This is a genomic window from Bacillus cereus group sp. N8 (genome assembly GCF_016483685.1).
GTDB classification, from domain to species: domain Bacteria; phylum Bacillota; class Bacilli; order Bacillales; family Bacillaceae_G; genus Bacillus_A; species Bacillus_A proteolyticus.
In genome coordinates this window covers 79,919-104,538 of record NZ_JAEHBK010000016.1, presented here as the reverse complement: position 1 = coordinate 104,538, position 24,620 = coordinate 79,919, and the positions used below count along the sequence as shown (strand labels likewise).

Sequence of the window (24,620 nt, the reverse complement as noted above, 5' to 3'; positions counted from 1 at the left end):
CAGCGTTCATCCTGAGCCAGGATCAAACTCTCCAATAAAGTTAGTTTGTCTAGCATCTAAAAATAAAAATTGACGTTCACGTTGTTTGTTTCGTTCAGTTTTCAAAGAACTACTTGGTCGCTCATTTGCGACTTCCTTATGTTAACATCTTCGTTTTTCGATGTCAACTAAGTTTTTCAATTTCTTTTTTGTCGTTTTCTGCGTTTCCGCATCAGCGACGGTTATTAATATATCATGGCGAAAAATGAAATGCAACACCTTTTATAAACTTTTTTAAAAACCACCCACATTTCTTTTTTAATATCATATACTTAAACGAAATATCTCTTTCATGTATAAGTAATTCCTACATATATTCTATATAAAGTTACTCTATCCCAAAACGTTTCTTTCTATATAAATGTTTTATCCCTATATCATACAAGGAGGAATATATATGGACTACGCCGATTTATTACTCAAACTAGGTCTCTCAGCTATTTTAGGATTCGCCATCGGTTTAGAGCGTGAATTAAAACGGAAACCACTCGGTTTAAAAACCTGTTTAGTTATTTCTATAATTAGTTGCCTCCTGACAATTGTTTCTATTAAAGCAGCTTACAACTTACCTCATACCGATCATATGAATATGGATCCGCTTCGACTCGCCGCTCAAATTGTATCAGGAATCGGTTTTTTAGGTGCCGGCGTTATTTTACGAAGAGGAAATGATAGTATTGCAGGACTAACAACTGCAGCTATGATTTGGGGTGCTTCTGGTATTGGTATTGCCGTTGGAGCTGGTTTCTATATCGAGGCTACTTTCGGAATGTGTTTCCTTATGATAAGTGTAGAACTTATACCATTAACGATGAAATTTATAGGCCCTAGATCATTTCGTCAACGTGATATCGCAGTGAAACTCGTTGTGCGCGAGATGGACAATATCCCCGTTGTAATTGAAGAGATAAAAGAAATGGATATAAAAGTTAAGAATATGAAGCTCAAAACATTAGAAAATGGCGCTCACTATTTACACCTTAAATTATCTATCGATCAAAAAAGACATACTGCTGATGTTTATTATGCTCTTCAGCATCTTGAAAGTGTTCAACAAACTGAAGTTGAAAGTATGTAATATGAAAAAACTCTCTTTTTAATTAGAGAGTTTTTCTTTTTTCTATAATGGTAACAATGAATGTAGTCCTGCAAAGTAAGGAGGAATAGGAAATTGAAATCCCGTCCAAATTTAGTAGATACATTTCGTGATTCCATTATTTTTCGTTTAATTTGTTTTATTATTGTACTTACTGCTTTTTCTGGATTTCTTATACATAAATTAGAGCCAGCACACTTCACCACGTGGTTTGACGGAATTTGGTGGTCAATTGTTACTATTTTCACAGTTGGATACGGAGATTTTGCCCCCCATACAACAATAGGCAAGCTGATTGGTATAGGCATTATTTTATTAGGAACTGGATTTTGTTCTTATTATATGGTTCTATTCGCTACCGACATGATTAATAAACAATATATGAAAATAAAAGGAGAAGAAGCTGCAACAGCTAACGGTCATATGATTATCGTCGGCTGGAATGAGCGTGCAAAACATGTAGTAAAACAAATGCACATATTACAACCAAACCTTGATATCGTTTTAATTGATGAAACACTTTCTTTACTCCCAAAGCCATTTCATCATTTAGAGTTTATAAAAGGTTGTCCACATCACGACCAAACTTTATTAAAAGCTAATATTACAACCGCTCACACTATATTAATAACAGCCGATAAAGAAAAAAACGAAAGCTTAGCGGACACAGAGTCCATTTTAAATATTTTAACTGCAACAGGACTGAATCAAAACATTTACTGCATCGCTGAACTTCTTACTACTGAACAAATCCAAAATGCAATGAGAGCTGGCGCCTCAGAAATTATAGAAGGAAATAAATTAACGAGCTATGTATTTACCGCATCTCTTTTATTCCCTTCCATTTCAGGTGTATTCTTCTCACTTTACGATGAAATCTCTGATAACAAATTACAACTGATGGAGCTTCCCCCATCCTGCACTGGACAATCCTTTGCAAATTGTAGCTACACTCTTTTAAAACAAAACATTCTCTTACTAGGTATAAAGCGTGACGATCAATATATGATTAATCCAGTCCATTCCTTCATTCTTATCGGAGGCGATATACTCATTGTTATTCACCATTAATAAAATGTTTCTCTAGTTCCTGCATGAGCACTTTCCCAATATTAATATACTTTCTTTTTACATTTCCATCTGGATCTTTCGGTTCAGCAAATTGATCCATCCCACTCGTTCCTGCGGTTAAAGTGTTTACATTATCATCTAGTTCGTCTTGATATACGTGCGAAAGAATATACGGCGTTTCAAGACGGACTACTACACCAGGTACATCTAGTTCACCATCTACCGCTGTAAACGGCACTCGTAAAAATTGATACCCATCTTCTTCATCGATTTTGTAATCGAAGCATCCTTTATTATAATCCCAATTACCACCTATACTATATCCAAGTGGTTTCATAACCTCTTCTAACTTATATAACGCATATGTATGTCCTTCTAAATTTGATTGAATCGGAATCAAGCCCATCCCTCCTAGACTTTTCCTTTAGCATACCCATTCTAGTTTGAATATACCGATGGACATTTCAGTAAAATAATAAAAAGCGACCGGAAACCCGGTCGCTTTTTATTATTTTAAACGCTCTTCTAATTCTGCTTTTAATTCTTCAAATCCTGGTTTACCAAGTAAAGCAAACATGTTTTTCTTGTATGCTTCTACTCCTGGTTGGTCAAATGGATTTACGCCTAATAAGTAGCCGCTCATCGCACATGCTTTTTCGAAGAAGTATACAAGGTAACCGAATGTGTACTCATTTAATTCAGGAATATTTACGATTAAGTTTGGTACTCCGCCATCGCTATGTGCAAGTAATGTACCTTCGTATGCTTTTGTGTTTACGAAGTCTACAGTTTCACCAGCAAGGTAGTTTAATCCATCTAAATCGTTGTCTTCTGATTCGATTTTTAGTTCATGTGTAGATTTACCTACTTTAAGAACTGTTTCAAATAAGTCACGACGACCTTCTTGAATGTATTGACCTAATGAGTGTAAGTCAGTTGAGAAGTTTGCTGAAGATGGGAAAATACCTTTTTGATCTTTTCCTTCACTTTCACCAAATAACTGTTTCCACCATTCAGAGAAGTATTGAAGTGCTGGCTCATAGTTAACAAGCATTTCAATTGTTTTTCCTTTATTGTATAAAGCGTTACGAACTACTGCGTATTGGTAAGCTGGGTTTTCTTCTAGTTCTGATGTCCCGAAGTCGTCATGACCAGCAGCTGCACCTTTCATCATCTCTTCAATATTTAAGCCACTTACTGCGATTGGTAATAAACCAACTGGCGTTAATACAGAGAAACGTCCTCCAACATCATCTGGAATTACGAATGTTTCGTAGCCTTCGTTATCAGCTAATGTTTTTAATGCACCACGCGCTTTATCTGTAGTTGCATAAATACGTTTGCGAGCTTCTTCTTTTCCATACTTCTCTTCTAATAACTTACGGAAAATACGGAATGCGAGTGCCGGCTCTGTTGTTGTACCTGATTTAGAAATAACGTTAATAGAGAAGTCTTTACCCTCTAATACATCCATTAAATCTTTCATGTAAGTGGAGCTAATGTTTTGTCCAACAAATAGCACTTGTGGAGTTTTACGTTGTTCTTTAGAAAGCGTGTTGTAGAAAGAATGGTTTAACATTTCGATTGCTGCGCGTGCTCCCAGGTAAGAACCACCGATACCTACAACAAGTAAAATGTCAGAGTCATTTTTAATTTTTTCTGCGCATTTTTGAATGCGAGCAAATTCTTCTTTGTCATATTGAAGCGGAAGCTCTACCCAACCAAGGAAATCGTTCCCAGCCCCAGTTTTTTCGTGGATTGCATGATGTGTTACTTTCACTGCATCACGTAAATAAGTGATTTCATGTTCACCGATGAAGGATAACGCTTTAGAATAGTCGAACGTTACATGTGTACTCATCTTTTTCCCTCCAATTATGGATATGTATTTCTGTATTCACTTTAGCGAAACTGAAGTTGTAAATCAAGCGATTCAACCAGTGTAAACGTAACCAATATATATTTTTTAGAAAAAGTTCATTTTTTGCATAAAAATTCGCATTTTTCGGTATAGATGTATATACATCCTTTTTTCACACATTTTTTATGTATAAAAACAACATAACTGCACCATTCTATAAAAGAGTTGATTAACTCAGCGCTTGCTCATGCTTCACAATTAAGGGGGGCTTTTTCATGAGTACATTGCAACGTATCGCATTAGTCTTTACTGTAATTGGTGCAGTAAACTGGGGACTAATCGGGTTCTTCCAGTTTGACTTAGTAGCAGCCATTTTCGGCGGACAAAACTCAGCTCTCGCACGTATTATTTACGGCATCGTTGGTATATCTGGGCTTATCAATCTTGGTTTACTCTTTAAACCATCTGAAAATCTTGGTACACACCCAGAAACAAACGAAATTCGATAACCAGTATGTCCTCTTCACCTCCGACATACGAATATGATTGCATGCAATCATATTTGCAAATATATATCATAAGATAAAGTAAAAGAGGAACGCTCATATGCGTTCCTCTTTTACTTTGTTAACTCGGACTCTTCAATCCATTCTGTCAGCTTTTCTCGCAACGTATTAAATCCGTCCTTAGATGGATTCGGTATAAGAATCCTTCCTTGTTTTCTTTTCGCCGCTTTTAACGATAAACTCATTTTTCTGTGCTCTTCATCAATCGAAAGTACTTTTACTTCTACTGTATCGCCGACTTTCAAAAAGTCATGAATATCCTTTACATATCCATTTGTAATTTCAGATATATGCACAAGTCCTTGTGTTTCTGCATCTAACGCTACAAATGCACCGTAATCTTGAATTCCAGTCACTTTCCCTGTTACAACCACTCCTGTTGTATATTGTTCTGACATATGAAACACTCCCATACGTTTACCATTTTCTCTACAAATGTAGATTGCAAAACAGATGTACTTATTATTAAATATCCGATTGGTGAATAAGTACCTTAAATAAAATACCGAGGATACTCACACCTTATATTAGTAAATTATACCACTATGATAGAACTCATTCAAAATTCACGAAAAAATTTCCTGCAATACGTATAATTCTCCAATATTGGGATAGAATACTAACACATGGCTTTCTAGTATTCCCCCCCTTTTATGGACAAAACGTATTATGTTTTGTCCTTTTTTTATTCTCTATGAACCGTTCCATTCTCTTCATCGCTTCCATAAGCTGTTCAAGCGATGTTGCATATGAGCAGCGAATAAATCCTTCACCACTCTCACCAAACACACTTCCAGGAACAACAGCCACTTGTTCTTCTAATAATAATTGTTCTGCAAATTCTGCTGAAGATAGTCCGGTTGATGCTATAGAAGGGAAAACATAAAATGCCCCACCTGGTACATGACATGTTAAGCCCATTTCATTGAAAGATGTCGCCATAAAGTTACGACGTTTTTTATAGCTATCTCTCATTCGAATTACTTCATCATTTCCCCCGCGCAATGCTTCAAGTGCAGCAAATTGAGACATCGTTGGTGCACACATCATTGAATATTGATGGATTTTGAGTATTAATTCTGAAAATTGAACAGGGGCTGCAATCATCCCGAGGCGCCATCCTGTCATCGCAAATCCTTTTGAAAATCCTGAAATTAATATCGTATGTTCACGCATGTTTTGAATGCTCGCGAAGCTTGTATACACTTCGTCATATACAAGCTCTGCATAAATTTCATCAGATAACACGATTAAATTATACTTCTCAACAATAACTGCCAGCTTTTCTAATTCGGATTTGTTTAACGTTGCACCTGTTGGATTATTGGGGGAGCAAAGTAATATTGCCTTTGTTTTCGCTGTAATAGCCGCTTCAATTTTTTCTGGTTGTACTTTAAACTCGTTTTCTAAAGTAGTCACTACAGGAACTGGAACTCCTCCAGCCAATGATACAAGCGGTGCATAAGAAACGAAGCTTGGTTCAATAATGAGCACTTCATCATCAGGATTTATAATGGCGCGCATCGCTACATCTAACGCCTGGCTTGCTCCAACCGTAACGATGATTTCATCGTTTGGATCATAAGATACTGCAAATTGTTTTTTTAGATACTTTGCTATTTCTCGGCGGAGCTCCAATAATCCTGCATTTGCTGTATATGACGTATATCCTTGTTCTAAAGAACGAATACATGCTTGCCTTACATTCCAAGGTGTAACAAAGTCTGGCTCTCCTACCCCAAGAGAAATAACACCTTTCATATTTGCTGCTAAATCGAAAAACTTTCGAATACCAGATGGTTGTAAAGATTCTGCCGCTCTAGATAGTTTAAATTGCTTCATGGTGTCACCACAATTCGCTTATCATCATCGTTTTTTTCATAAATAATTCCTTCATGTTTATACTTCTTCAAAATGAAATGTGTTGTCGTAGAAACGACAGATTCAATCGTTGCTAATTTCTCAGAAACAAACATCGCTACTTCTCCCATTGTCTTCCCTTCTAATGTAATAGAAAGATCATATGTCCCTGACATTAAATACACTGATTTCACTTCTGAATAACGATAAATTTGTTCAGCAACCGCATCAAACCCCACGCCGTGCTTTGGCGTAACTTTCACATCAATCATCGCTGTTAAACCAGTATGTTCTTTCACTTTTGTCCAATCAATATGTGTTACATAGTCCACAATAATCTTTTCACTTTCTAATTTTGCAACAATCTTCTTCACTTCTTCTACTTCTATATTTAACAGCTTCGCTAATGTATCTACAGATAAACGACTATTCTTTTCAAGACAAGCTAATAACTCTAATTCTTTCTCTGTCACCATATAAATCATCCTTCCTTTTAGTTTGTGTCTAAATTATACAAATACTTTTTCATGTTTGGAAAGAAGCTTTTTTTAGAGAATTATGTCAAAATAAAGTGAAACTTTAATCAGCGGGGGTTTTGTTCATCCCCACTGATTATTAGCTGTACCAATCGGGATAAAGAGGAAAGGGGATGGAACCGTGAAACCAAAAGTATATATTGCCGAACCAGTTCCAACATTTGTAGAAAACTATTTATCAAAACACTGTGATTTTGAAAAATGGGATCAAAACGAGAAAGTACCTCGTGATGTTCTATTGGAAAAAATAAAAGATAAAGATGGGTTATTAAATTTCGGATCTGCTATTAATGACGAATTGTTAGATGTAGCTCCTAACTTAAAAGTGGTGAGTAACATTTCTGTTGGCTACGATAATTTTGATTTAACAGCGATGGAAAAGCGAAATGTCATCGGAACGAATACACCATATGTATTAGATGATACAGTAGCAGATCTCGTTTTCGCTCTTATGTTATCTGCTGGTCGCCGTGTTTGCGAACTCAATTCCTATGTAAAAAATGGTGAATGGAACGCTGAAATCGGAAAAGAACACTTCGGACTAGATGTACATCATAGTACGATCGGTATTATCGGAATGGGACGAATTGGAGAAGCTGTCGCAAAACGAGCGAAATTCGGATTTGATATGAATGTCCTTTACTATAACCGTCGCCGTAAAGAAGAAGCTGAGCAAAAATTTGATGCTACATATTGTGATTTACAAACTCTAATCAAGCAATCTGATTTTATTATTCTTCTTACTCCATTAACAGATGAAACGTATCATCTTATCGGTGAAAAGGAATTTTCACTAATGAAGGAAACAGCAATTTTCATTAATGCTTCTCGCGGGAAAACAGTAGATGAAGCTGCATTAATTCATGCCTTAACAGAAAAGAAAATATTTGCAGCAGGCATTGATACCTTTACACAAGAGCCGGTTCAAAAAGATAATCCGCTCTTATCATTACAAAACGTTGTAACTTTACCGCACATCGGATCTGCAACATTAAAAACTCGGCAGCAAATGGCAATGACAGCTGCTGAAAATTTAGTGGCAGGATTACAAGGAAAAACACCACCAAATATTGTTCGTGGGTAATTATAAATAAACGAAAGGCAAGATGACGATGTCATCTTGCCTTTTTTTGTTAACATATTTTTTTCGCCCTTGGAGATGATATGAACAAAAATCAATGGAGTGAAAAAAAATGAACCATGAATGCAAATGCCCTTACTTCACTTTTTCCACTCGCGGCACTACTATTCATTACGAATTGTATGAACATAATAATAAAAAAGAGCGACCTACTTTCGTACTCGTTCACGGCTTCCTATCTTCCTCATTTAGCTATCGACGACTCATTCCTTTACTAACAAAGGAAGGTACAGTAATCGCCCTTGATTTACCACCATTCGGAAAAAGTGATAAATCTCATCTCTTTAAGTATTCTTATCACAATTTAGCAACGATTATTATCGATTTAATTGAACATTTATCTCTCTCAAATATTGTATTAGTTGGTCATTCTATGGGTGGGCAAATTTCTCTCTATGTAAACCGTATACGTCCTGAACTAATCTCAAAGACGATTTTACTATGTAGCTCTAGCTATTTAGCACGCGCAAACTTACCTTTAATGTATTCTTCTTATTTACCGTTCTTTCATTTATACGTAAAGAACTGGATTATACGGCGCGGTATTGTTCACAACTTAATGAATGTCGTTCATGATCACTCATTAATTGACGATGAAATGAAAGAAGGTTACTCCGCCCCTTTTTATGATGATCGTATATTCCCTGCCCTAACTCGAATGATAAGAGACCGTGAAGGTGACCTATCTTCAACTGAATTACAAAAAATCGAAACACCAGTATTACTCATTTGGGGTGAAAAAGATCGCGTCGTCCCTGTACATGTAGGACACCGTCTCCATAAAGATTTACCTAATTCAACATTTATCTCTTACGAAAATACAGGGCACTTACTACCAGAAGAAAAGCCCGAGCATGTTTATGAAGAAATCATGACGTTTTCCGCACTGTGAAGCGCAACTTTAATCAATCCGAACGAACTAAAATAAACAAAAAGGCTGTCGTAAATTCCGACAGCCTACAATGAACAACTTCCGCCTTCTTTTATTACAAGTAATTCCACAGCTAACTTCTCACATTTTTCAAGCGCTGGTACTTCCTCAAAAGACATAAAGTATATATGTTGAATCTTTTTGGCGATGTATTTTGGATCGTCAAACACACTTACGACGTTCACAACATCGCTCGCTTCTGTTTCATAAAACTCCGGCCCCATTTGAAACGGATCCCAATTCTTCACAAACTCTATCATCTTTTCATATGTACCCATTCGCTTCCCGCCTTTTCACTTTTTAATACTTTTCTTTATCCTATCACATCAGCTATTCTATAAGAAGAGAGAGAACTTTCATAACTTTAACGGTTTTACAGAAGAAGGGGGCAAACATATGCAACTATTTCATAAAACGGTAAATCGGCGTGGTACACACAGTACAAAATGGGATACATATAAAAACGAGGAACTTCTCCATGCCTGGATTGCAGATATGGATTTTGAAGTACCAAAACCAATTCAAACTGCATTACGACAGCGTATAGAACATCCTATTTTCGGCTATACAATTCCTCCAGAAAATATTGGGGATATTATTTGCGATTGGACAAAAAGCCAATACAATTGGGATATAAAAAAAGAGTGGATTGTATTTAGTGCAGGCATCGTTCCAGCTCTTAGTACGAGCATACAAGCATTAACGCAAGAAGGAGAATCTGTACTCGTACAACCTCCTATTTATCCACCATTTTTTGAAATGGTCAAAACAAATAATAGACAATTATGTGAGAGTCCCTTATTTAAACAAAATGGCACATATAAGATAGACTTCGAACATCTAGAAACTCAATTTAAACAAGGTGTAAAACTAATGCTTCTTTGTAGCCCTCACAATCCTATTGGACGTGTTTGGACGAAAGATGAACTAACAAAACTCGGTTCGTTATGTACGCAATATAATGTAACCGTTGTCGCCGATGAAATTCACGCCGATATTATTTATAAAGGCCATACTCATACACCGTTTGCTTCTTTATCTGAAGAATTAGCAGCATGCACTATTACTTGTATGGCTCCGAGCAAAACATTTAATATCGCTGGATTACAAGCATCAATCATTATTATTCCGAATGAAAATCTCCGTAATGCCTTTATGTCTATCCAACATAGACAAGGATTCCACGGATTAAATACATTTGCTTATACAGCAATGCAAAGCGCGTATACAGAATGTAATGATTGGCTAAATGAAATTCGATTGTACGTTGAAGATAATGCTCAATTTGCTTGTGAGTATATTCAAAATCACATACCAGCTCTTTCTGTAATTAAACCAGAAGGCAGTTTTTTACTGTGGATTGATTGTTCCCGCTTGAACCTTTCTCAAGATGAACGAACAGCATTACTTGAAGACAAAGGTAAAATCATCGTTGAACCTGGTGAGAAATACGGGACAGGCGGGGAAACCCATATCCGAATTAACATCGGCTGCCCAAGATCTGTTTTAGAAGAAATTTTAAACAGACTACACCATACATTCTCATAACAACAAAAGCTACCTTTCACGGTAGCTTCTACTTTTTCTTCATATCCGACGCTTTTTTAACAATAACACCACAAGCAATTCGGTCACCAGATTTTCCTACTGGTTGTGTCATGCCATCATCAGCGTTTTCTGTAATAATAATAGACGCCCCATCTTTTCTATGAATCGTCGTTTTTCCTTCTTCAAGCGTTATATGCGGCGCATCGATTTCTGCTTTAATCTTCCCGGAACCATCCGCCACTACATTCGGTAAATCACCATTTTCCGCACCTTTTGGATTGAGAAGCCCATGTTTTTTATTATCTGGATTAAAATGATTCCCAGATGATTCGAAACTAGGCGCTTTACACTCTCCGATTTCGTGTACATGTAGCCCGTGTGGCCCTGGTGTAAACCCTTCCGCTTTGATCGTAATTTTCACTCCACTTGTTTGCTGAGCTACTTTTGCAGTCCCAACTTCATCACCTGAAGCATTATGTAATTTCACATCAATTTCTTTCGGCTTCCCTTGGTCACAACCCGCCATTAGAAATAATAAACAAAAACTGAAAAAAAGCCGTTTTTTCATTCTATTCCCTCCAAAATACTTTCTGCCTTTAGATTGTCCGAGCATAGAGGGAAACATACAAAAATGAATTACTGTTTCTTTTCAGCTAAAAGCTTTTCTTCTACTTTCTGCAATCGCTCTGCTTCTCGTTTTGATACACGAATAAACATACGCCACGTAACAACCGCACCGACGATAAATAGAACGCAAACAATCCCTGGAATAATATATTCTGTTTTATCTTCCGGAAAATATAAAGGCATCATATGAAACACTCCTTATTATAGGATTTAAAAATCATCGGAATTTTCTGTTATATCACTTTAAATTATAGTTGAACCCCTTCACATTCTCAAGGACATTCCTTAAGCGAATGATTTCTTTGACTCCTTCGCGCACTTTCCTTACTATAAACTTGAGGTGAAAAATATGAGAGAAACATTTGAAATTGGTGAAATCGTTACGGGTATTTATAAAACGGGAAAATACATAGGCGAAATTACAAATAGCCGTCCTGGCAGTTACGTCGTAAAAGTATTAGCTGTTTTAAAGCATCCGGTGCAAGGTGATTTACATAATGTAAAACAAGCTGACGTACCATTCTTCCATGAAAGACGCGCTTTAGCTTTTCGTGAACAGACGAACATTCCAGAGCAAATGGTGAAGAAATATGAAGGAGAAATTCCGGATTATACAGAGTCACTAAAATTAGCATTAGAAACACAAATGAATTCATTTTCTGAAGATGATTCACCTTTTGCGGGGCGTAGTCTAGAAACACTTCAGCAATTGAAGCAAGATTACAAGCTTTAAAAAACAAAACGACCAAATTACATGTTGTGCAATTTGGTCGTTACTGTGTACTCACCTTCTTTAACACTTTCGAAAAATCAACAAGTTCTCCTAATGTCGGAGGTGCTGGTTTGACTAAATACTCTTTATCTTTTTCTACTAACTTAAAAATATTATATGTCGTCATCGCATCATCAAGCGCACAATGATGCTTTCCTGTTCCTGCTTTTCCATACGCCTCAATTGCTTTCCATAGTCCTGTTTGATTTCTCTCTCCAAAAAACTTCTTATACTCAAGCGATAAATCACGACACTGTCCAAAGAATGGAAATTCTAAGCCCGCCATTTCACAGTTATGCTTTAAGACTTTCATATCCATATTTCCCCACGTTACAATTGTCGGTTTACACCTCTTTTCATATTCTGCAAGTTTCTCAACAAGTTCATGAAAAGAAATTCCTTTGTCCACTACTTCCTGTTTAATTCCTAAAAATTTTTTACATCGATCCGTTAAAGACGGAAATGTTTTTGGCCTGACATGTGATGCATACGTATCTTCCACCTTACAACCAACAACTGAAACGAGTCCTACCTCAATAATTTCCGGGAAAAAACCTTTTGGCTTTTTTCTATGCTGGGGCATCGTAAACTCAAAGTCTAAAAACAAAAATCGTTGTTCATCCATACGATCCCTTCCTTATCATCTTTGTCATTCCTTTCTATTTGACACTCTTACACGAACAAGCTCGAATGCTGATTCCATTTGAAATATTCAGATTGGATGTATCTTATATATATGTCAAATGCCCACAAATATTTTTAAAAATAAGAAAAAATGACCTATGCAGAAAATATGACAAAATAAACCCTTTCATTTACATCCGCCATTTTTCTACTTTATAATGACGTTATGTGTGTTTCATCTAGTTAATTTTTTGACACACTAAGAAAAGTGAATGAAAGGAGATGAGAGTTTTGCACGAAACAACGCAAGAGCTCGCAAACTGGCAGTATTATTTCGCTATCGCAGTCTTTTTAATTACATATGCCATTATTATTTCTGAAAAAATTAACCGCGCTGTCATCGCACTTCTTGGTGCAGCATTCATGGTGATTGCAGGGGTCGTTGACTTACACAATGCCTTTACGAAACATATTGAATGGGGAACTATTACGTTACTCATCGGTATGATGATACTGGTAAACATTACAAGTAAGTCAGGTGTCTTCCAATACGTTGCCATTAAAGCCGCAAAAGGAGCACAAGGAAATCCAATTAAAATTTTAATTTCACTTTCCTTACTTACCGCGCTTGGCTCCGCATTTTTAGATAACGTTACAACAGTACTTCTTGTTGTTCCAGTTACTTTATCTATTACGCGCATCTTGCAAGTAAATCCTGTTCCGTATTTACTTTCTGAAATTATTTTTTCAAATATCGGAGGAACAGCAACATTAATTGGTGACCCACCGAATATTATGATTGGTTCTGCAAATAAGCATTTAGATTTCAATGCTTTCTTACTAAACTTAGCACCAATCGTAATTATTATCATTGCAGTAACAGCAACAATGCTTTACTTCATGTACCGTAAACAATTAATTGCTGATCCTGTACAAATTAAGAAATTAATGAGCTTAGATGAAAAACAATACATTAAAGACCCAGTATTAATGAAAAAATCTTTAACAGTACTTGGACTTACAATTGTAGGTTTCATGACTCATTCTATTTTCCATATTGATGCAGCTATCATCGCCTTAACTGGCGCTACTGTCCTTATGTTAATCGGTGTGAAAGAACATGAAATTGAAGAAGTATTCGCTAGCGTAGAATGGGTAACAATTTTCTTCTTCGCGGGACTATTCGTACTCGTTGGAGGACTTATCGATATCGGTCTTATCAAAACGTTAGCTCAAAAAGTAATCGGAATAACAGGCGGAGATATTTCTCAAGCCTCTATCCTTATTCTATGGGTATCTGGTATCGCCTCTGCAACAATCGATAACATTCCATTCGTTGCAACAATGATCCCACTTATTAACGATATGGCAGTTGGGCTAGGTTTATCACCTTCTGACGCACAAATCGACGTACTATGGTGGGCATTAGCATTAGGTGCTTGCCTAGGTGGAAACGGAACATTAATCGGCGCTTCTGCTAACGTAATCGTAGCCGGAATCGCAAGTCGTGAAGGACATAAATTTAGCTACATGGAATTCCTTAAAGTCGGCTTCCCGATTATGATCGTTTCATTAATCATTTCTCATATTTATATTTATTTACGCTATCTTATGTAGTAGAAAAAGGGCTGTCCATGTGGCAGCCCTTTTTCTCTTGGTAAATGAGATTATATTAACGATTCTTCGAATATATCTATCACAACTTACAATATATCAACGATTTTAAACGAAATATCGATTTACTGACAAAGAGCGACAAAGAGCCGTTCCAAAAAACCTTTGGAACAGCTCCCCACATATATCTACTCGTTATATCTCACCGGCTCATTCCGAATAATGAACAAATGAATCGGCAAGAAAACCGAAAACGTGATTGTATGAATAATTGTAAATAATATAGAGTTCGTTCCGTATCTGTCTAAAATAGCGTAGATGAGATAAATGGACAACACAATCGATACAGCTGTTGCTAGTAAACTTATAATTGGTACGAAATTAAAAATAAAACATGCGACATATATACCGAATACTTTCCACCCTGCTTCTTCTTTTAAGAAATCTGGTAATTTGTCTTTTGCCAAGTCCCCCCACGTTTTACTATTTAAAAAAGGAATAAAAGCAAGAACACCATCAGTTGCACCATCATTTTTCGCCATCGTATAAAGTGCAAAAGCCGTTAACAAATACGAAATAATTGCCCAAATTAATATAACAACAATAAACGCAAAACTAAGAGCAAAGAAACCTGCTAGTACGCTTTGATCTTCCATCTTATCCTCTCCTCTCTACTCTCAACATATTTCATTACATTGCAAGTTATGTTTTAAAATTCACCCAAACTCTCTGTATAATAAAATAAGAAAGATAATAAGAGAGGAGAACGTACTTATGCATCCATTTGTAAAAGCATTACAAGAGCACTTCACAGCAAATCAAAACCCAGAAAAAGCAGAACCAATGGCACGTTATATGAAAAATCACTTCCCGTTTCTCGGTATTCAAACACCTGAAAGAAGGCAATTATTGAAAGACGTTATTCAAATACATACTCTCCCAGATAAAAAAGACTTCCAAATTATCGTACGTGAGCTTTGGGACTTACCAGAACGAGAATTTCAAGCTGCTGCACTCGATATCATGCAAAAATATAAAAAGCATATAAACGAAACTCATATCCCATTTCTAGAAGAACTTATTGTCACAAAATCTTGGTGGGATTCTGTTGATAGCATCGTCCCTACCTTTTTAGGTGGTATCTTTTTAAAACATCCAGAATTAATTTCTGCCTATATTCCAAAATGGATTGCATCAGACAACATATGGTTACAACGCGCTGCAATTTTATTCCAGCTAAAATACAAACAAAAAATGGACGAAGAACTTCTTTTCTGGATTATCGGACAACTCCACACCTCAAAAGAATTTTTCATTCAAAAAGCAATCGGCTGGGTCCTTCGTGAATACGCAAAAACAAAGCCAGATGTCGTTTGGGAATACGTTCAAACTAACGAGCTTGCCTCGCTTAGTAAACGCGAAGCAATTAAACATATTAAACAAAACTACGGAATAAATAACGAAAAAATAGGCGAGACTCTATCATAGATAGACGCGTTCCTCTATTGAGATTTAAAAAAGAACGTGTTAGAATATGTTCATTATTATTAATATAAGTAGCGATGACGGACTTATAAGTACTTGCACAAAAAGCGATTCAGGGGTAGTGAAAGCCTGAAGCCGCAAGGAAACGGCAGTCTCGAGCAATACGTGATAAAGTGGATGCACCTTTTGTGTATCAACTAGGGTGGAACCGCGGGCAAACGCTCGTCCCTAGGCAATTAAGCCTTGGGATGAGCGTTTTTTTATGTTTTTCAAAGCATATACTGCTCGTTTCACAAGTACCCATCACGTCATCGCCAATACGTTAACTTTCAAAAGGAGGATTTTATTATGTACTCAATGGAACAAGTTGTAAACTTAGCGAAACATCGCGGTTTCGTTTTCCCTGGTTCTGAAATTTACGGTGGTCTTGCAAACACTTGGGATTACGGTCCACTTGGAATCGAATTAAAAAATAACGTTAAAAAAGCTTGGTGGAAAAAATTCATTCAAGAATCTCCACACAACGTTGGTTTAGACGCTGCTATTTTAATGAACCCTAAAACTTGGATCGCTTCTGGTCACGTTGGTAACTTCAACGATCCAATGATCGACTGTAAAAAGTGTAAAGCTCGTCACCGTGCTGACAAATTAATTGAAGATGCATTAGATGCAAAAGGCATCGAAATGGTTGTTGATGGTCTTACTTTCGAACAAATGGCTGATTTAATGAAAGAACATGAAGTAAAATGTCCTGATTGCGGCAGTGAAGAGTTCACTGAAATCCGTCAGTTCAACTTAATGTTCAAAACATTCCAAGGTGTTACAGAGTCTAGCACAAACGAAATCTTCCTTCGTCCTGAAACAGCACAAGGTATTTTCGTAAACTTCAAAAACGTACAACGCTCTATGCGTAAAAAACTTCCATTTGGTATTGGCCAAATTGGTAAGAGTTTCCGTAACGAAATCACGCCTGGTAACTTCACATTCCGTACACGTGAATTCGAACAAATGGAACTTGAATTCTTCTGTAAGCCTGGTGAAGATTTAGAGTGGTTCGCATTCTGGCGTGAAACTTGTAAAAACTGGTTACTTTCACTTGGTATGCATGAAGAGAGCATGCGCCTTCGTGACCACGGTGAAGAAGAGTTATCTCACTACAGTAACGCAACAACTGACATTGAATTCAAATTCCCATTCGGTTGGGGCGAACTATGGGGCGTTGCATCTCGTACAGACTTCGACTTAAAACGTCACATGGAACACTCTAACGAAGACTTTAACTATATCGATCCACAAACGAACGAGCGTTACGTACCATACTGCATCGAGCCATCTTTAGGCGCAGACCGCGTAACATTAGCGTTCTTATGTGATGCATATGAAGAAGAGCAATTAGAAAACGATTCTCGTACAGTTCTTCGTTTCCACCCTGCTTTAGCACCATACAAAGCAGCAATCTTACCATTATCTAAAAAGCTATCTGAAGGTGCTACTGAAGTATTCGCAGAACTAGCTAAAGACTTCATGGTAGACTTTGATGAAACTGGTTCTATCGGTAAACGTTACCGTCGTCAAGACGAAATCGGTACACCATTCTGTATCACATACGACTTCGACTCTGTTGAAGACAAAGCTGTTACAGTACGTGACCGTGACACAATGGAACAAGTTCGTATGCCAATTAGCGAACTAAAAGGTTTCTTAGAAAAGAAAATCCAGTTCTAATTATAAAAAAGAGGCTGCTCTAATGAGCAGCCTCTTTTCTATTTTTCACGCTTTTCTTTAATTGCTACTGTACATCTTGAAATACATATTAAATCATCATTTTCATCAATGATACGAATATCCCAAACCATCGTTGAATTTCCTCTATGTATCGGTGTCCCGATTGCTGTTACGATTCCATCTTTCTTTGAGCGAATATGATTTGCATTAATCTCTAGACCGAAGCAAATACATTTCTCTTGATCAATTAAATTATATGATCCAACACTTGCTACCGTTTCTGCTAATGCAACAGATGCACCACCGTGTAAAAATCCAAATGGCTGGTGCGTGCGCTCATCAACAGGCATCGTAGCAACCACCTTATCTTCTGTCATCTCTAACAACTCAATTCCAAGTGAATCCATTAAAGTTTTTGACATATCGTTTCCCCCTTTTCCTCACTTTTAATTAAATGTATATTTTTACCTATTTACTTTCAAACTACCTATAACACTTATATAAGGAGGTTTCACCTAAATGAAACAGAAATTTTGTATACTACTGCTTATGTTCTCCTTGCTCACTATTGTACCAAATTGTGCACTAGCAGCCAAAGCATCTAACCTGACAATCGATGTTCAGACTGTAACGCAAAAAGGTAAGAAACCTTATATAGAATATCAAATTAATAGGCCTTCCTTTCACAACTTTTCTGACTCGAAATTTCAAAATAAGCTGAATTCCTATTACAAAAACTCTACTGCCAAATTTAAAAGTAAATTAGAAAAAGAAGCGAAGAAATATTATAAAGAAACAGAAGGGTCTAGTACACCTTTCCATCCATACGTTGCAAATGTTGACTATAAAGTAGCTTTAAACAAACTACCTTTCCTAAGTCTATATGTGAATTACTATCAATATACAGGCGGAGCACACGGTCTTTATACGTGGAAGGCACATACATTTGATTTGAATGAGAGAAAATTATTACACTTAGACGACCTATTCCAACAAGAGGATAAATATAAAGAAATAATTCGCACAGAGATTGTAGGGCAAATTAAACAAAATGAAAGCATTTATTTTCCTGATGCAGTCGAAAAAGTAACGAGCGCGAAAAAGTTTCACTACTTTTTAGAGCCCGATAATCTCGTTATTTATTTTCCATTATATGAAATTGCTCCTTATTCAAGCGGAATCCCGCAATTTCGTATTCCATATACGTTGCTAAGAGACTATTTAAAGCCTTCTTATCAAAATATTTTGATTGACAACAAGTAAATATTTTCGCTACGATAATGTTAACATAAAAACAACAGGAGGTTAACATTATGAGAAGATTTCATGTTTTAGATTTAGCATTAGCTGCCATGTTCGTCGCTCTTATGGCTATTGGTGCAAATATTGTATCTTGGGCACCATTCTTACAAATAGCGGGCGTTCCATTATCTATGCAACCATTTTTCGCAATTTTAGCAGGGCTTCTTCTTGGAAGTAGACTTGGCGCATTATCAATGACTGTTTACATGCTTGTTGGAGTAGCAGGTGCGCCAATCTTCGCTAACTTCAAAGCTGGATTTGGAGCACTTTTAGATCCTACTGGTGGTTTTATTATCGCATTTATTATCGTTGCTTACGTATCAGGAAAAATAGTAGAACAAAAAGAACGCCCAACATTCAGCACCTTTGCAATTGCTTCTTTCGCCGGAATCATTTTAACGTATATTATCGGTACTACTTACATGTACGGAGCAGTCAATATTTTCATGGGTGGTAATATGAGCTATAAAGCTGCTTGGATGATTATGATGTGGTTCGCAGTAAAAGATATTACATTTACAATTATCGGCGCTATTATCGCACCTCGCATATACTATGCTGTACGTCGCTCGGCTTATCAGCATTCTCATTCGACGATTTCATAATAAAAAAGGAGCTGTTCCTATAGGAACAGCTCCTTTTTTATTATGTTAAGACTCTTGCTTCATTTGCTCGTCTAAAATTTTCTTCATCATTACTATCATATCATCACGTAATTCTTCGTGTTGCAACGCCATTTCAATTGTTGTTTGAACAAATCCTAATTTTTCACCAACGTCATAACGCTTTCCTTCGAAATCATATGCAAATACACGTTGAATTTCATTTAAGCTTTGAATTGCATCCGTTAACTGAATTTCGCCACCTGCTCCAACTTGTTGCTGTTCCAAGAACATAAAGATTTCAGGAGTTAAAATGTAACGTCCCATAATCGCTAAGTTTGAAGGCGCAGTACCTTGCGCTGGTTTTTCAACGAAATTACGAACTTGATAACGACGTCCCTCTTGCTCTAACGGATCAATAATTCCGTAGCGATGTGTTTCTGCTTCAGGAACAGTTTGTACACCAATAACAGAAGAAAGTGTTTTGTCATACTCGTCCATTAATTGACGTAAACATGGTTTTTCAGCTTGAACGATATCATCGCCTAATAATACTGCAAACGGCTCATCACCAATGAATTTACGCGCGCACCAAACAGCATGTCCTAATCCTTTTGGTTCTTTTTGACGAATGTAATGGATATCTACCATTTTAGAAGAAGCTTGTACTTTTTCAAGTAACTCATACTTTTTCTTCTCTAATAAGTTTTGCTCTAATTCAAATGCGTTATCAAAATGATCTTCGATAGAGCGCTTTCCTTTACCAGTAACGATAATAATATCTTCGATGCCTGATTTTACTGCTTCTTCTACGATGTATTGAATTGTTGGTTTATCTACAATTGGAAGCATTTCTTTTGGCATTGCTTTCGTTGCTGGTAAAAAGCGTGTTCCTAATCCCGCTGCCGGGATAATTGCTTTTCTCACTTTTTTCATGACAAATACCCTCGCTTTTCATTCTAATTCTCTTAGTAAGGTGCAAATTTATAACATTAGCTCATAATAATCCTCTACATCAAACAAAACTACAAGAAAAGAGGAGGCCGTTCTCCGTTCTCCCCTTTTCCTATCAGTAGCACTCTATTCTATTATAAACGATTCATAATATCTTCTTTAATAGTAAGTAACTTTTGTTCACTATTTTGTAAGGAATCATCTTGTACACCAAAGTAGAATTTAATTTTTGGCTCTGTTCCAGATGGACGTAAGCAGAACCAAGAACCATCTTCTAATTGATATTTTAACACATTTGATTTCGGTAAGTGAATCTCTTCCTTATTTCCATCTTGTAACGTTGTAATGATACTTTCCTTATAATCCTCAACTGCAACGACTGTTAAACCAGCTACTTCTTTCGGAGGATTCCCGCGGAATGTTGCCATCATCTTTTGAATCTGTTCGGCACCGTCTTTTCCTTTTAACGTTAACGATACAAGGTCCTCACGGAAGAACCCATACTTCTTAAATACTTCTAATAGACCATCATATAACGTTTTACCTTGTGATTTGTAGTACGCAGCTACTTCACATGCAAATAGAACAGATTGCACCGCATCTTTATCACGGCAGAATGGACGGATTAAATAACCGTAGCTTTCCTCATAACCGAATTGGAATTCATATTGTCCGCTTTCTTCATACTGTTTAATTTTCTCACCGATAAATTTAAATCCAGTTAACGTATCAACTGTATCTAAACCGTATGCTTTTGCGATTGTACGGCCAATTTCAGACGTTACGATTGTTTTTAAAACAACACCGTTTTCTGGAAGCGTTCCGTTTTCTTTCTTTTGTGATAATAAGTAATCAAGCATTAACGCACCTGTTTGGTTACCAGTTAACACTTGGAACTCACCATCGTGATTGCGAACTGCTACACCTAGACGGTCTGCATCAGGATCTGTTGCGATTAACACGTCTGCGCCTACTTTTTCACCGTCGCGAATTGCATACTCAAACGCTGCATGCTCTTCTGGGTTTGGTGATTTTACTGTAGAGAAGTTTGGATCTGGTAACTCTTGCTCTTTTACAACTGTTACATCTGTAAATCCAACTTCTTCTAAACCACGGCGTACCGAAATGTTTGATGTTCCATGTAATGGTGTAAAGACGATTTTTAAATCTTTTCCTACTTCTTTCACCATCTCTTTATTAATAATGACATTGTTCAATTCTGCCGCATATGCATCATCTACTTCTTGTCCAATTATATGTAATAAACCGTCAGCTTTTAATTGCTCAACATCAGCAACTTCAACTGTTAATTCATTTTCTACTGCATTTACGTAGCTAATTAACTCATCAGCTTCCTTTGGAGGCAACTGGCCACCATCTTCACCATATACTTTATAACCGTTATATTCGGGCGGATTATGGCTTGCCGTAAGAACGATTCCACTTGCTGTATGTAAATGACGAACTGCGAAAGAAAGCACTGGTGTTGGACGTAAGCTTTCAAACACATATGTTGTAATACCGTGTGCACCCAGCGTAGCAGCTACTTCCATTGCGAATTCAGGTGATTTATGACGAGAATCATACGCGACAACTACACCGCGTTTTTTCGCTTCTTCACCTAATTTTTCAATAAACATAGCTAGTCCTTTTGTTGCTTTACGAACTGTATATACATTTAAACGGTTCGTACCAGCACCAAGTTCACCACGCATACCACCTGTGCCGAACTCTAGATTTTTATAAAAGCTATCCTCGATTTTCTTCTCATCTTGCTTCATGTTTTCTAGCTGTTCTTTTAATTCTGCGTCTAATTCTGCATATGAAAGCCAGCGACTAAATTCTTGTTTCCAATTCATACTTCCATCTCCTCTCGCCTGTCATACCTTCATTATATGAAAAAAACAACCTGCATCTCAATATTTTTTAAAATCTAGCAGGATTTTACTATAAATTTTTGTGTACACTATGGTTAAATACTCCACCAAAGGGAATGAGGATTATGCAAGAATGGGGCTTGTCAGAAGAGCTCAAAATACAAACAAAACAAATGATTGAAATTGCTGAAAAAGAATTATCAATTATGAGACAGGCAATTGATAAAGAAGATGAATGTATTTTATGCAAAATGGAAGATATTCATCATATGTTAGCAAATGTACAAACATTGGCAGCTACATACTATATTCAGGCTTATTTATCACCTTATACGGAAAGCTCACAGTTTATCACAAGAGCTGTCCAACATTTAAGCGCCCGAAAGCACGGTGCCCTAATCGTTGTAGAGCGAAACGAGACACTCGAATCTTTCATTCAAACTGGTACAACATTAAATGCTCATTTAACTGCACCGTTACTTGAATCAATTTTTTATCCAGGTAACCCTCTTCATGATGGAGCCATTCTCGTGAAAAATAATCATATTGTCTCAGCTGCTAATATTCTTCCGTTAACGAAAAGTGCAGATATTGATCCTGAGCTAGGAACACGTCACAGGGCAGCAATTGGCTTATCAGAAAAAAGTGATGCACTTATATTAGTTGTCTCTGAAGAAACAGGTCGTACTTCATTCGCTTTAAATGGTACGTTATATACGATTTCTTTATAAGGCGAATCTTTCACTATGTAACACTTTTTTTGAACAGTACAATAATAAATGAATGATATCGACTTACCGAAAAAAATTGACAATAATCGTACCATGTCAATAATAAAGGGCTGCCTCAAAAAAATTTGAGACAGCCTTTTTCAAAAATTATTCTTCTCCAAAACGTTCAACAAGTGTTGCAAGTGTACGAACCATTGCACCTGTTGCTCCAGATGGGCCTAAATCATGCGCTCCTGTTGTTTCAGATGTTCCAGCGATATCTAAGTGTACCCATGGTGTGTCTTCAGCGAATTCACCTAGGAATGTCCCAGCCATAACCGCATGTCCTTCGCGGCCTGGTGAGTTATTTAAATCAGCAAATTTACTGTTTTTGACACGTTCTTTATCGCGCTCGAAAATCGGTAATTGCCAAATTGGCTCATCCGTTTCCATTGATGCTTCTAATACTTGTTCAAACAACTCTTCATTATTTGTCATCGCGCCTGTTGTATGATTTCCAAGTGCAACAATTACACCACCTGTTAATGTTGCAACATCAACTAAGTAATTTGCACCAAGCTTCTTCGCATACGTAATACCGTCAGCTAACGCTAGACGACCTTCTGCATCTGTATTTAATACTTCGATTGTTTTTCCGCTCATAGATGTAATCACATCATCTGGCTTGAATGCAGTACCACTTACAACGTTATCCGTTGATGGAATTACAGCGATAACATTTTGCTCTGGGCGAAGTTCACCAATAATTTCCATCGCACCAAGAACAGCTGCTGCACCGCCCATATCACCTTTCATACCAACCATGCCTTCACGTGGTTTTAAAGAGTAGCCGCCTGTATCGTATGTAATCCCTTTTCCAACGAATCCAATTACATCTGTCCACTCTTCTTTTCCTTTATAAATAAGAGCGATCATTTTTGGTGGCTCTGTACTACCTTGGTTTACTGCAAGTAGCGCTCCCATACCAAGGTCTTCCATTTCTTCTTTCTCAAGAACTTTATAGTCCATATCGTATTTTTCCGCTAATTCAACCGCATACTCAGCAAGTTTTGTCGCTGTTAATACGTTTGGCGGCATATTTACAAGTGTACGAGCTGAATTTGTTGCACGTCCATGTACGTATCCTACTGTTAATGCAGCTTCAATTTCTTGTGCATCTTCTGCTGTAATAGCCGTGAACTTCTCTAGCTCTACACGTTCCTTTTTATCTGATTTATACGTTTGTAATTCATATGTACCAAGACCTTGTACCTCTGCTGCAATATGGGCAACATCAATCGCGTCTAACTTCTCTGTTACGAAAGAATCAAGTAAGATTGCTGCATCTTGTACTTTTGCTGCCTGCAGTGTTTTAAACGCCTTGCCAAGAGCCGCACGTAATGTTTCCGTCGTATAAGATTCTTTCTTTCCTAAACCAACGAAATAATAACGTTTCACATTTGTTTTCCCTAAACTATGGACTTTTGAAATAGCTTTCTTCTTAGTAGACAGTTCTCTCTCTTCTAATAAAACTTGTAATTGTCCTTCAAACGCTTTGTCCAGTTCTTGTACAAAACTACTCGTTTGTTCTTCTTCAAATAAGGCAACAATCACCGCTTCATGGCTTGCTAATTCTTTTTGTACTTGAAACATGTTCAGACCCCCTAAATTTCTCTACT

The 24,620-nt window shown here is 36.9% G+C and carries 27 protein-coding genes; 13 read left to right on the top strand and 14 right to left on the bottom strand.

What is annotated here, in order from left to right; genetic code table 11:
* Positions 1-436: 436 nt before the first annotated feature.
* A complete protein-coding gene (locus JDS80_RS21165) occupies positions 437-1,117 on the top strand; it encodes an MgtC/SapB family protein (RefSeq protein ID WP_071743966.1) in 681 nt (226 codons plus the stop codon).
* A gap of 93 nt (positions 1,118-1,210) precedes the next feature.
* Positions 1,211-2,206: an ion channel gene (locus tag JDS80_RS21160; RefSeq protein ID WP_199639910.1), complete on the top strand. Its 996-nt coding sequence runs from the start codon at positions 1,211-1,213 to the stop codon at positions 2,204-2,206.
* Here JDS80_RS21160 and JDS80_RS21155 read toward each other — a convergent pair.
* Together JDS80_RS21155 and JDS80_RS21150 are read right to left on the bottom strand one after the other, a co-directional pair.
* Entirely contained in the window at positions 2,193-2,606 is a 414-nt protein-coding gene (locus JDS80_RS21155; RefSeq protein WP_199639909.1) for a YugN-like family protein, read from the bottom strand. The genes JDS80_RS21160 and JDS80_RS21155 overlap by 14 nt on opposite strands.
* A gap of 108 nt (positions 2,607-2,714) precedes the next feature.
* On the bottom strand, positions 2,715-4,067 hold the full coding sequence (locus JDS80_RS21150; protein WP_071743963.1) for a glucose-6-phosphate isomerase: 1,353 nt from the start codon (positions 4,065-4,067) through the stop codon (positions 2,715-2,717).
* 275 nt (positions 4,068-4,342) lie between these two features.
* Here JDS80_RS21150 and JDS80_RS21145 point away from each other — a divergent pair, with 275 nt between their 5' ends.
* Positions 4,343-4,576, top strand: a complete 234-nt coding sequence (locus tag JDS80_RS21145) for a DUF378 domain-containing protein (RefSeq protein ID WP_000105788.1) — start codon at positions 4,343-4,345, stop codon at positions 4,574-4,576.
* A 110-nt stretch (positions 4,577-4,686) separates the two neighbouring features.
* Here JDS80_RS21145 and yugI read toward each other — a convergent pair whose 3' ends face one another.
* The 3 genes from yugI to JDS80_RS21130 all read right to left on the bottom strand — a co-directional run bounded on the left by yugI (position 4,687) and on the right by JDS80_RS21130 (position 6,969).
* On the bottom strand, positions 4,687-5,031 hold the full coding sequence (yugI, locus tag JDS80_RS21140) for a S1 domain-containing post-transcriptional regulator GSP13 (protein ID WP_000003767.1): 345 nt from the start codon (positions 5,029-5,031) through the stop codon (positions 4,687-4,689).
* 253 nt (positions 5,032-5,284) lie between these two features.
* Positions 5,285-6,475 (bottom strand): aminotransferase, encoded by a 1,191-nt coding sequence (locus tag JDS80_RS21135; protein WP_199639908.1) that lies wholly within the window; start codon positions 6,473-6,475, stop codon positions 5,285-5,287.
* Positions 6,472-6,969 (bottom strand): Lrp/AsnC family transcriptional regulator, encoded by a 498-nt coding sequence (locus tag JDS80_RS21130; RefSeq protein WP_000255687.1) that lies wholly within the window; start codon positions 6,967-6,969, stop codon positions 6,472-6,474. The genes JDS80_RS21135 and JDS80_RS21130 overlap by 4 nt, the downstream gene beginning before the upstream one ends.
* Positions 6,970-7,120: 151 nt before the next feature.
* Here JDS80_RS21130 and JDS80_RS21125 point away from each other — a divergent pair, with 151 nt between their 5' ends.
* Positions 7,121-8,113: an NAD(P)-dependent oxidoreductase gene (locus tag JDS80_RS21125; protein ID WP_199639912.1), complete on the top strand. Its 993-nt coding sequence runs from the start codon at positions 7,121-7,123 to the stop codon at positions 8,111-8,113.
* 109 nt (positions 8,114-8,222) lie between these two features.
* Entirely contained in the window at positions 8,223-9,062 is an 840-nt protein-coding gene (locus tag JDS80_RS21120) for an alpha/beta fold hydrolase (protein WP_001015152.1), read from the top strand.
* A gap of 65 nt (positions 9,063-9,127) precedes the next feature.
* Here the strand turns inward: JDS80_RS21120 and JDS80_RS21115 are convergent, their stop codons facing one another.
* Complete coding sequence (locus JDS80_RS21115; RefSeq protein WP_000537628.1) at positions 9,128-9,379, bottom strand: YugE family protein; 252 nt, start codon at positions 9,377-9,379, stop codon at positions 9,128-9,130.
* A gap of 118 nt (positions 9,380-9,497) precedes the next feature.
* Between JDS80_RS21115 and JDS80_RS21110 the strand changes: the two genes are divergently transcribed.
* Positions 9,498-10,649: a MalY/PatB family protein gene (locus JDS80_RS21110; RefSeq protein WP_199639907.1), complete on the top strand. Its 1,152-nt coding sequence runs from the start codon at positions 9,498-9,500 to the stop codon at positions 10,647-10,649.
* A 28-nt stretch (positions 10,650-10,677) separates the two neighbouring features.
* Here the strand turns inward: JDS80_RS21110 and sodC are convergent, their stop codons facing one another.
* Together sodC and JDS80_RS21100 are read right to left on the bottom strand one after the other, a co-directional pair.
* Positions 10,678-11,217, bottom strand: a complete 540-nt coding sequence (gene sodC, locus JDS80_RS21105; RefSeq protein WP_071770889.1) for a superoxide dismutase [Cu-Zn] — start codon at positions 11,215-11,217, stop codon at positions 10,678-10,680.
* Positions 11,218-11,285: 68 nt separating this feature from the next.
* Entirely contained in the window at positions 11,286-11,462 is a 177-nt protein-coding gene (locus JDS80_RS21100; RefSeq protein ID WP_199639906.1) for a hypothetical protein, read from the bottom strand.
* A 163-nt stretch (positions 11,463-11,625) separates the two neighbouring features.
* Here JDS80_RS21100 and kapB point away from each other — a divergent pair, with 163 nt between their 5' ends.
* Positions 11,626-12,009 (top strand): kinase-associated lipoprotein KapB, encoded by a 384-nt coding sequence (gene kapB, locus JDS80_RS21095; RefSeq protein ID WP_001209324.1) that lies wholly within the window; start codon positions 11,626-11,628, stop codon positions 12,007-12,009.
* Between the two features lie 40 nt (positions 12,010-12,049).
* On the opposite strand, the gene kapD is transcribed toward kapB, so the two are convergent.
* On the bottom strand, positions 12,050-12,673 hold the full coding sequence (kapD, locus tag JDS80_RS21090; RefSeq protein WP_071743955.1) for a 3'-5' exonuclease KapD: 624 nt from the start codon (positions 12,671-12,673) through the stop codon (positions 12,050-12,052).
* Between the two features lie 290 nt (positions 12,674-12,963).
* Here kapD and JDS80_RS21085 point away from each other — a divergent pair, with 290 nt between their 5' ends.
* A complete protein-coding gene (locus tag JDS80_RS21085; RefSeq protein ID WP_128856443.1) occupies positions 12,964-14,289 on the top strand; it encodes an ArsB/NhaD family transporter in 1,326 nt (441 codons plus the stop codon).
* Between the two features lie 185 nt (positions 14,290-14,474).
* Here the strand turns inward: JDS80_RS21085 and JDS80_RS21080 are convergent, their stop codons facing one another.
* The gene (locus JDS80_RS21080) at positions 14,475-14,942 is read right to left on the bottom strand and encodes a hypothetical protein (protein ID WP_000390113.1); all 468 of its coding nucleotides are present in this window, start codon (positions 14,940-14,942) and stop codon (positions 14,475-14,477) included.
* 118 nt (positions 14,943-15,060) lie between these two features.
* Here JDS80_RS21080 and JDS80_RS21075 point away from each other — a divergent pair, with 118 nt between their 5' ends.
* Together JDS80_RS21075 and JDS80_RS21070 are read left to right on the top strand one after the other, a co-directional pair.
* Positions 15,061-15,774, top strand: a complete 714-nt coding sequence (locus JDS80_RS21075) for a DNA alkylation repair protein (protein WP_071743953.1) — start codon at positions 15,061-15,063, stop codon at positions 15,772-15,774.
* A 345-nt stretch (positions 15,775-16,119) separates the two neighbouring features.
* A complete protein-coding gene (locus JDS80_RS21070) occupies positions 16,120-17,496 on the top strand; it encodes a glycine--tRNA ligase (RefSeq protein ID WP_199639905.1) in 1,377 nt (458 codons plus the stop codon).
* A 38-nt stretch (positions 17,497-17,534) separates the two neighbouring features.
* On the opposite strand, the gene JDS80_RS21065 is transcribed toward JDS80_RS21070, so the two are convergent.
* Entirely contained in the window at positions 17,535-17,918 is a 384-nt protein-coding gene (locus JDS80_RS21065; protein WP_071743951.1) for a hotdog fold thioesterase, read from the bottom strand.
* A gap of 97 nt (positions 17,919-18,015) precedes the next feature.
* On the opposite strand from JDS80_RS21065, the gene JDS80_RS21060 reads away from it, so the two are divergent.
* Both JDS80_RS21060 and JDS80_RS21055 read left to right on the top strand, forming a co-directional pair.
* Positions 18,016-18,759, top strand: coding sequence for a DUF3298 and DUF4163 domain-containing protein (locus tag JDS80_RS21060; RefSeq protein ID WP_199639904.1), 744 nt, complete (start codon positions 18,016-18,018; stop codon positions 18,757-18,759).
* Between the two features lie 50 nt (positions 18,760-18,809).
* Positions 18,810-19,403 carry a biotin transporter BioY gene (locus JDS80_RS21055; RefSeq protein ID WP_071770894.1) on the top strand — a complete coding sequence of 198 codons (594 nt, stop codon included), beginning with the start codon at positions 18,810-18,812 and terminating at the stop codon, positions 19,401-19,403.
* A 45-nt stretch (positions 19,404-19,448) separates the two neighbouring features.
* Here the strand turns inward: JDS80_RS21055 and galU are convergent, their stop codons facing one another.
* A complete protein-coding gene (galU, locus tag JDS80_RS21050; RefSeq protein ID WP_071743948.1) occupies positions 19,449-20,336 on the bottom strand; it encodes a UTP--glucose-1-phosphate uridylyltransferase GalU in 888 nt (295 codons plus the stop codon).
* Between the two features lie 152 nt (positions 20,337-20,488).
* The gene (locus tag JDS80_RS21045; RefSeq protein WP_098888339.1) at positions 20,489-22,213 is read right to left on the bottom strand and encodes a phospho-sugar mutase; all 1,725 of its coding nucleotides are present in this window, start codon (positions 22,211-22,213) and stop codon (positions 20,489-20,491) included.
* Positions 22,214-22,356: 143 nt separating this feature from the next.
* Here JDS80_RS21045 and cdaS point away from each other — a divergent pair, with 143 nt between their 5' ends.
* Positions 22,357-22,962 carry a sporulation-specific diadenylate cyclase CdaS gene (gene cdaS / locus JDS80_RS21040; RefSeq protein ID WP_199639903.1) on the top strand — a complete coding sequence of 202 codons (606 nt, stop codon included), beginning with the start codon at positions 22,357-22,359 and terminating at the stop codon, positions 22,960-22,962.
* 147 nt (positions 22,963-23,109) lie between these two features.
* Here cdaS and pepA read toward each other — a convergent pair whose 3' ends face one another.
* Positions 23,110-24,594, bottom strand: a complete 1,485-nt coding sequence (gene pepA / locus JDS80_RS21035; RefSeq protein ID WP_199639902.1) for a cytosol aminopeptidase — start codon at positions 24,592-24,594, stop codon at positions 23,110-23,112.
* Positions 24,595-24,620: the final 26 nt, after the last annotated feature.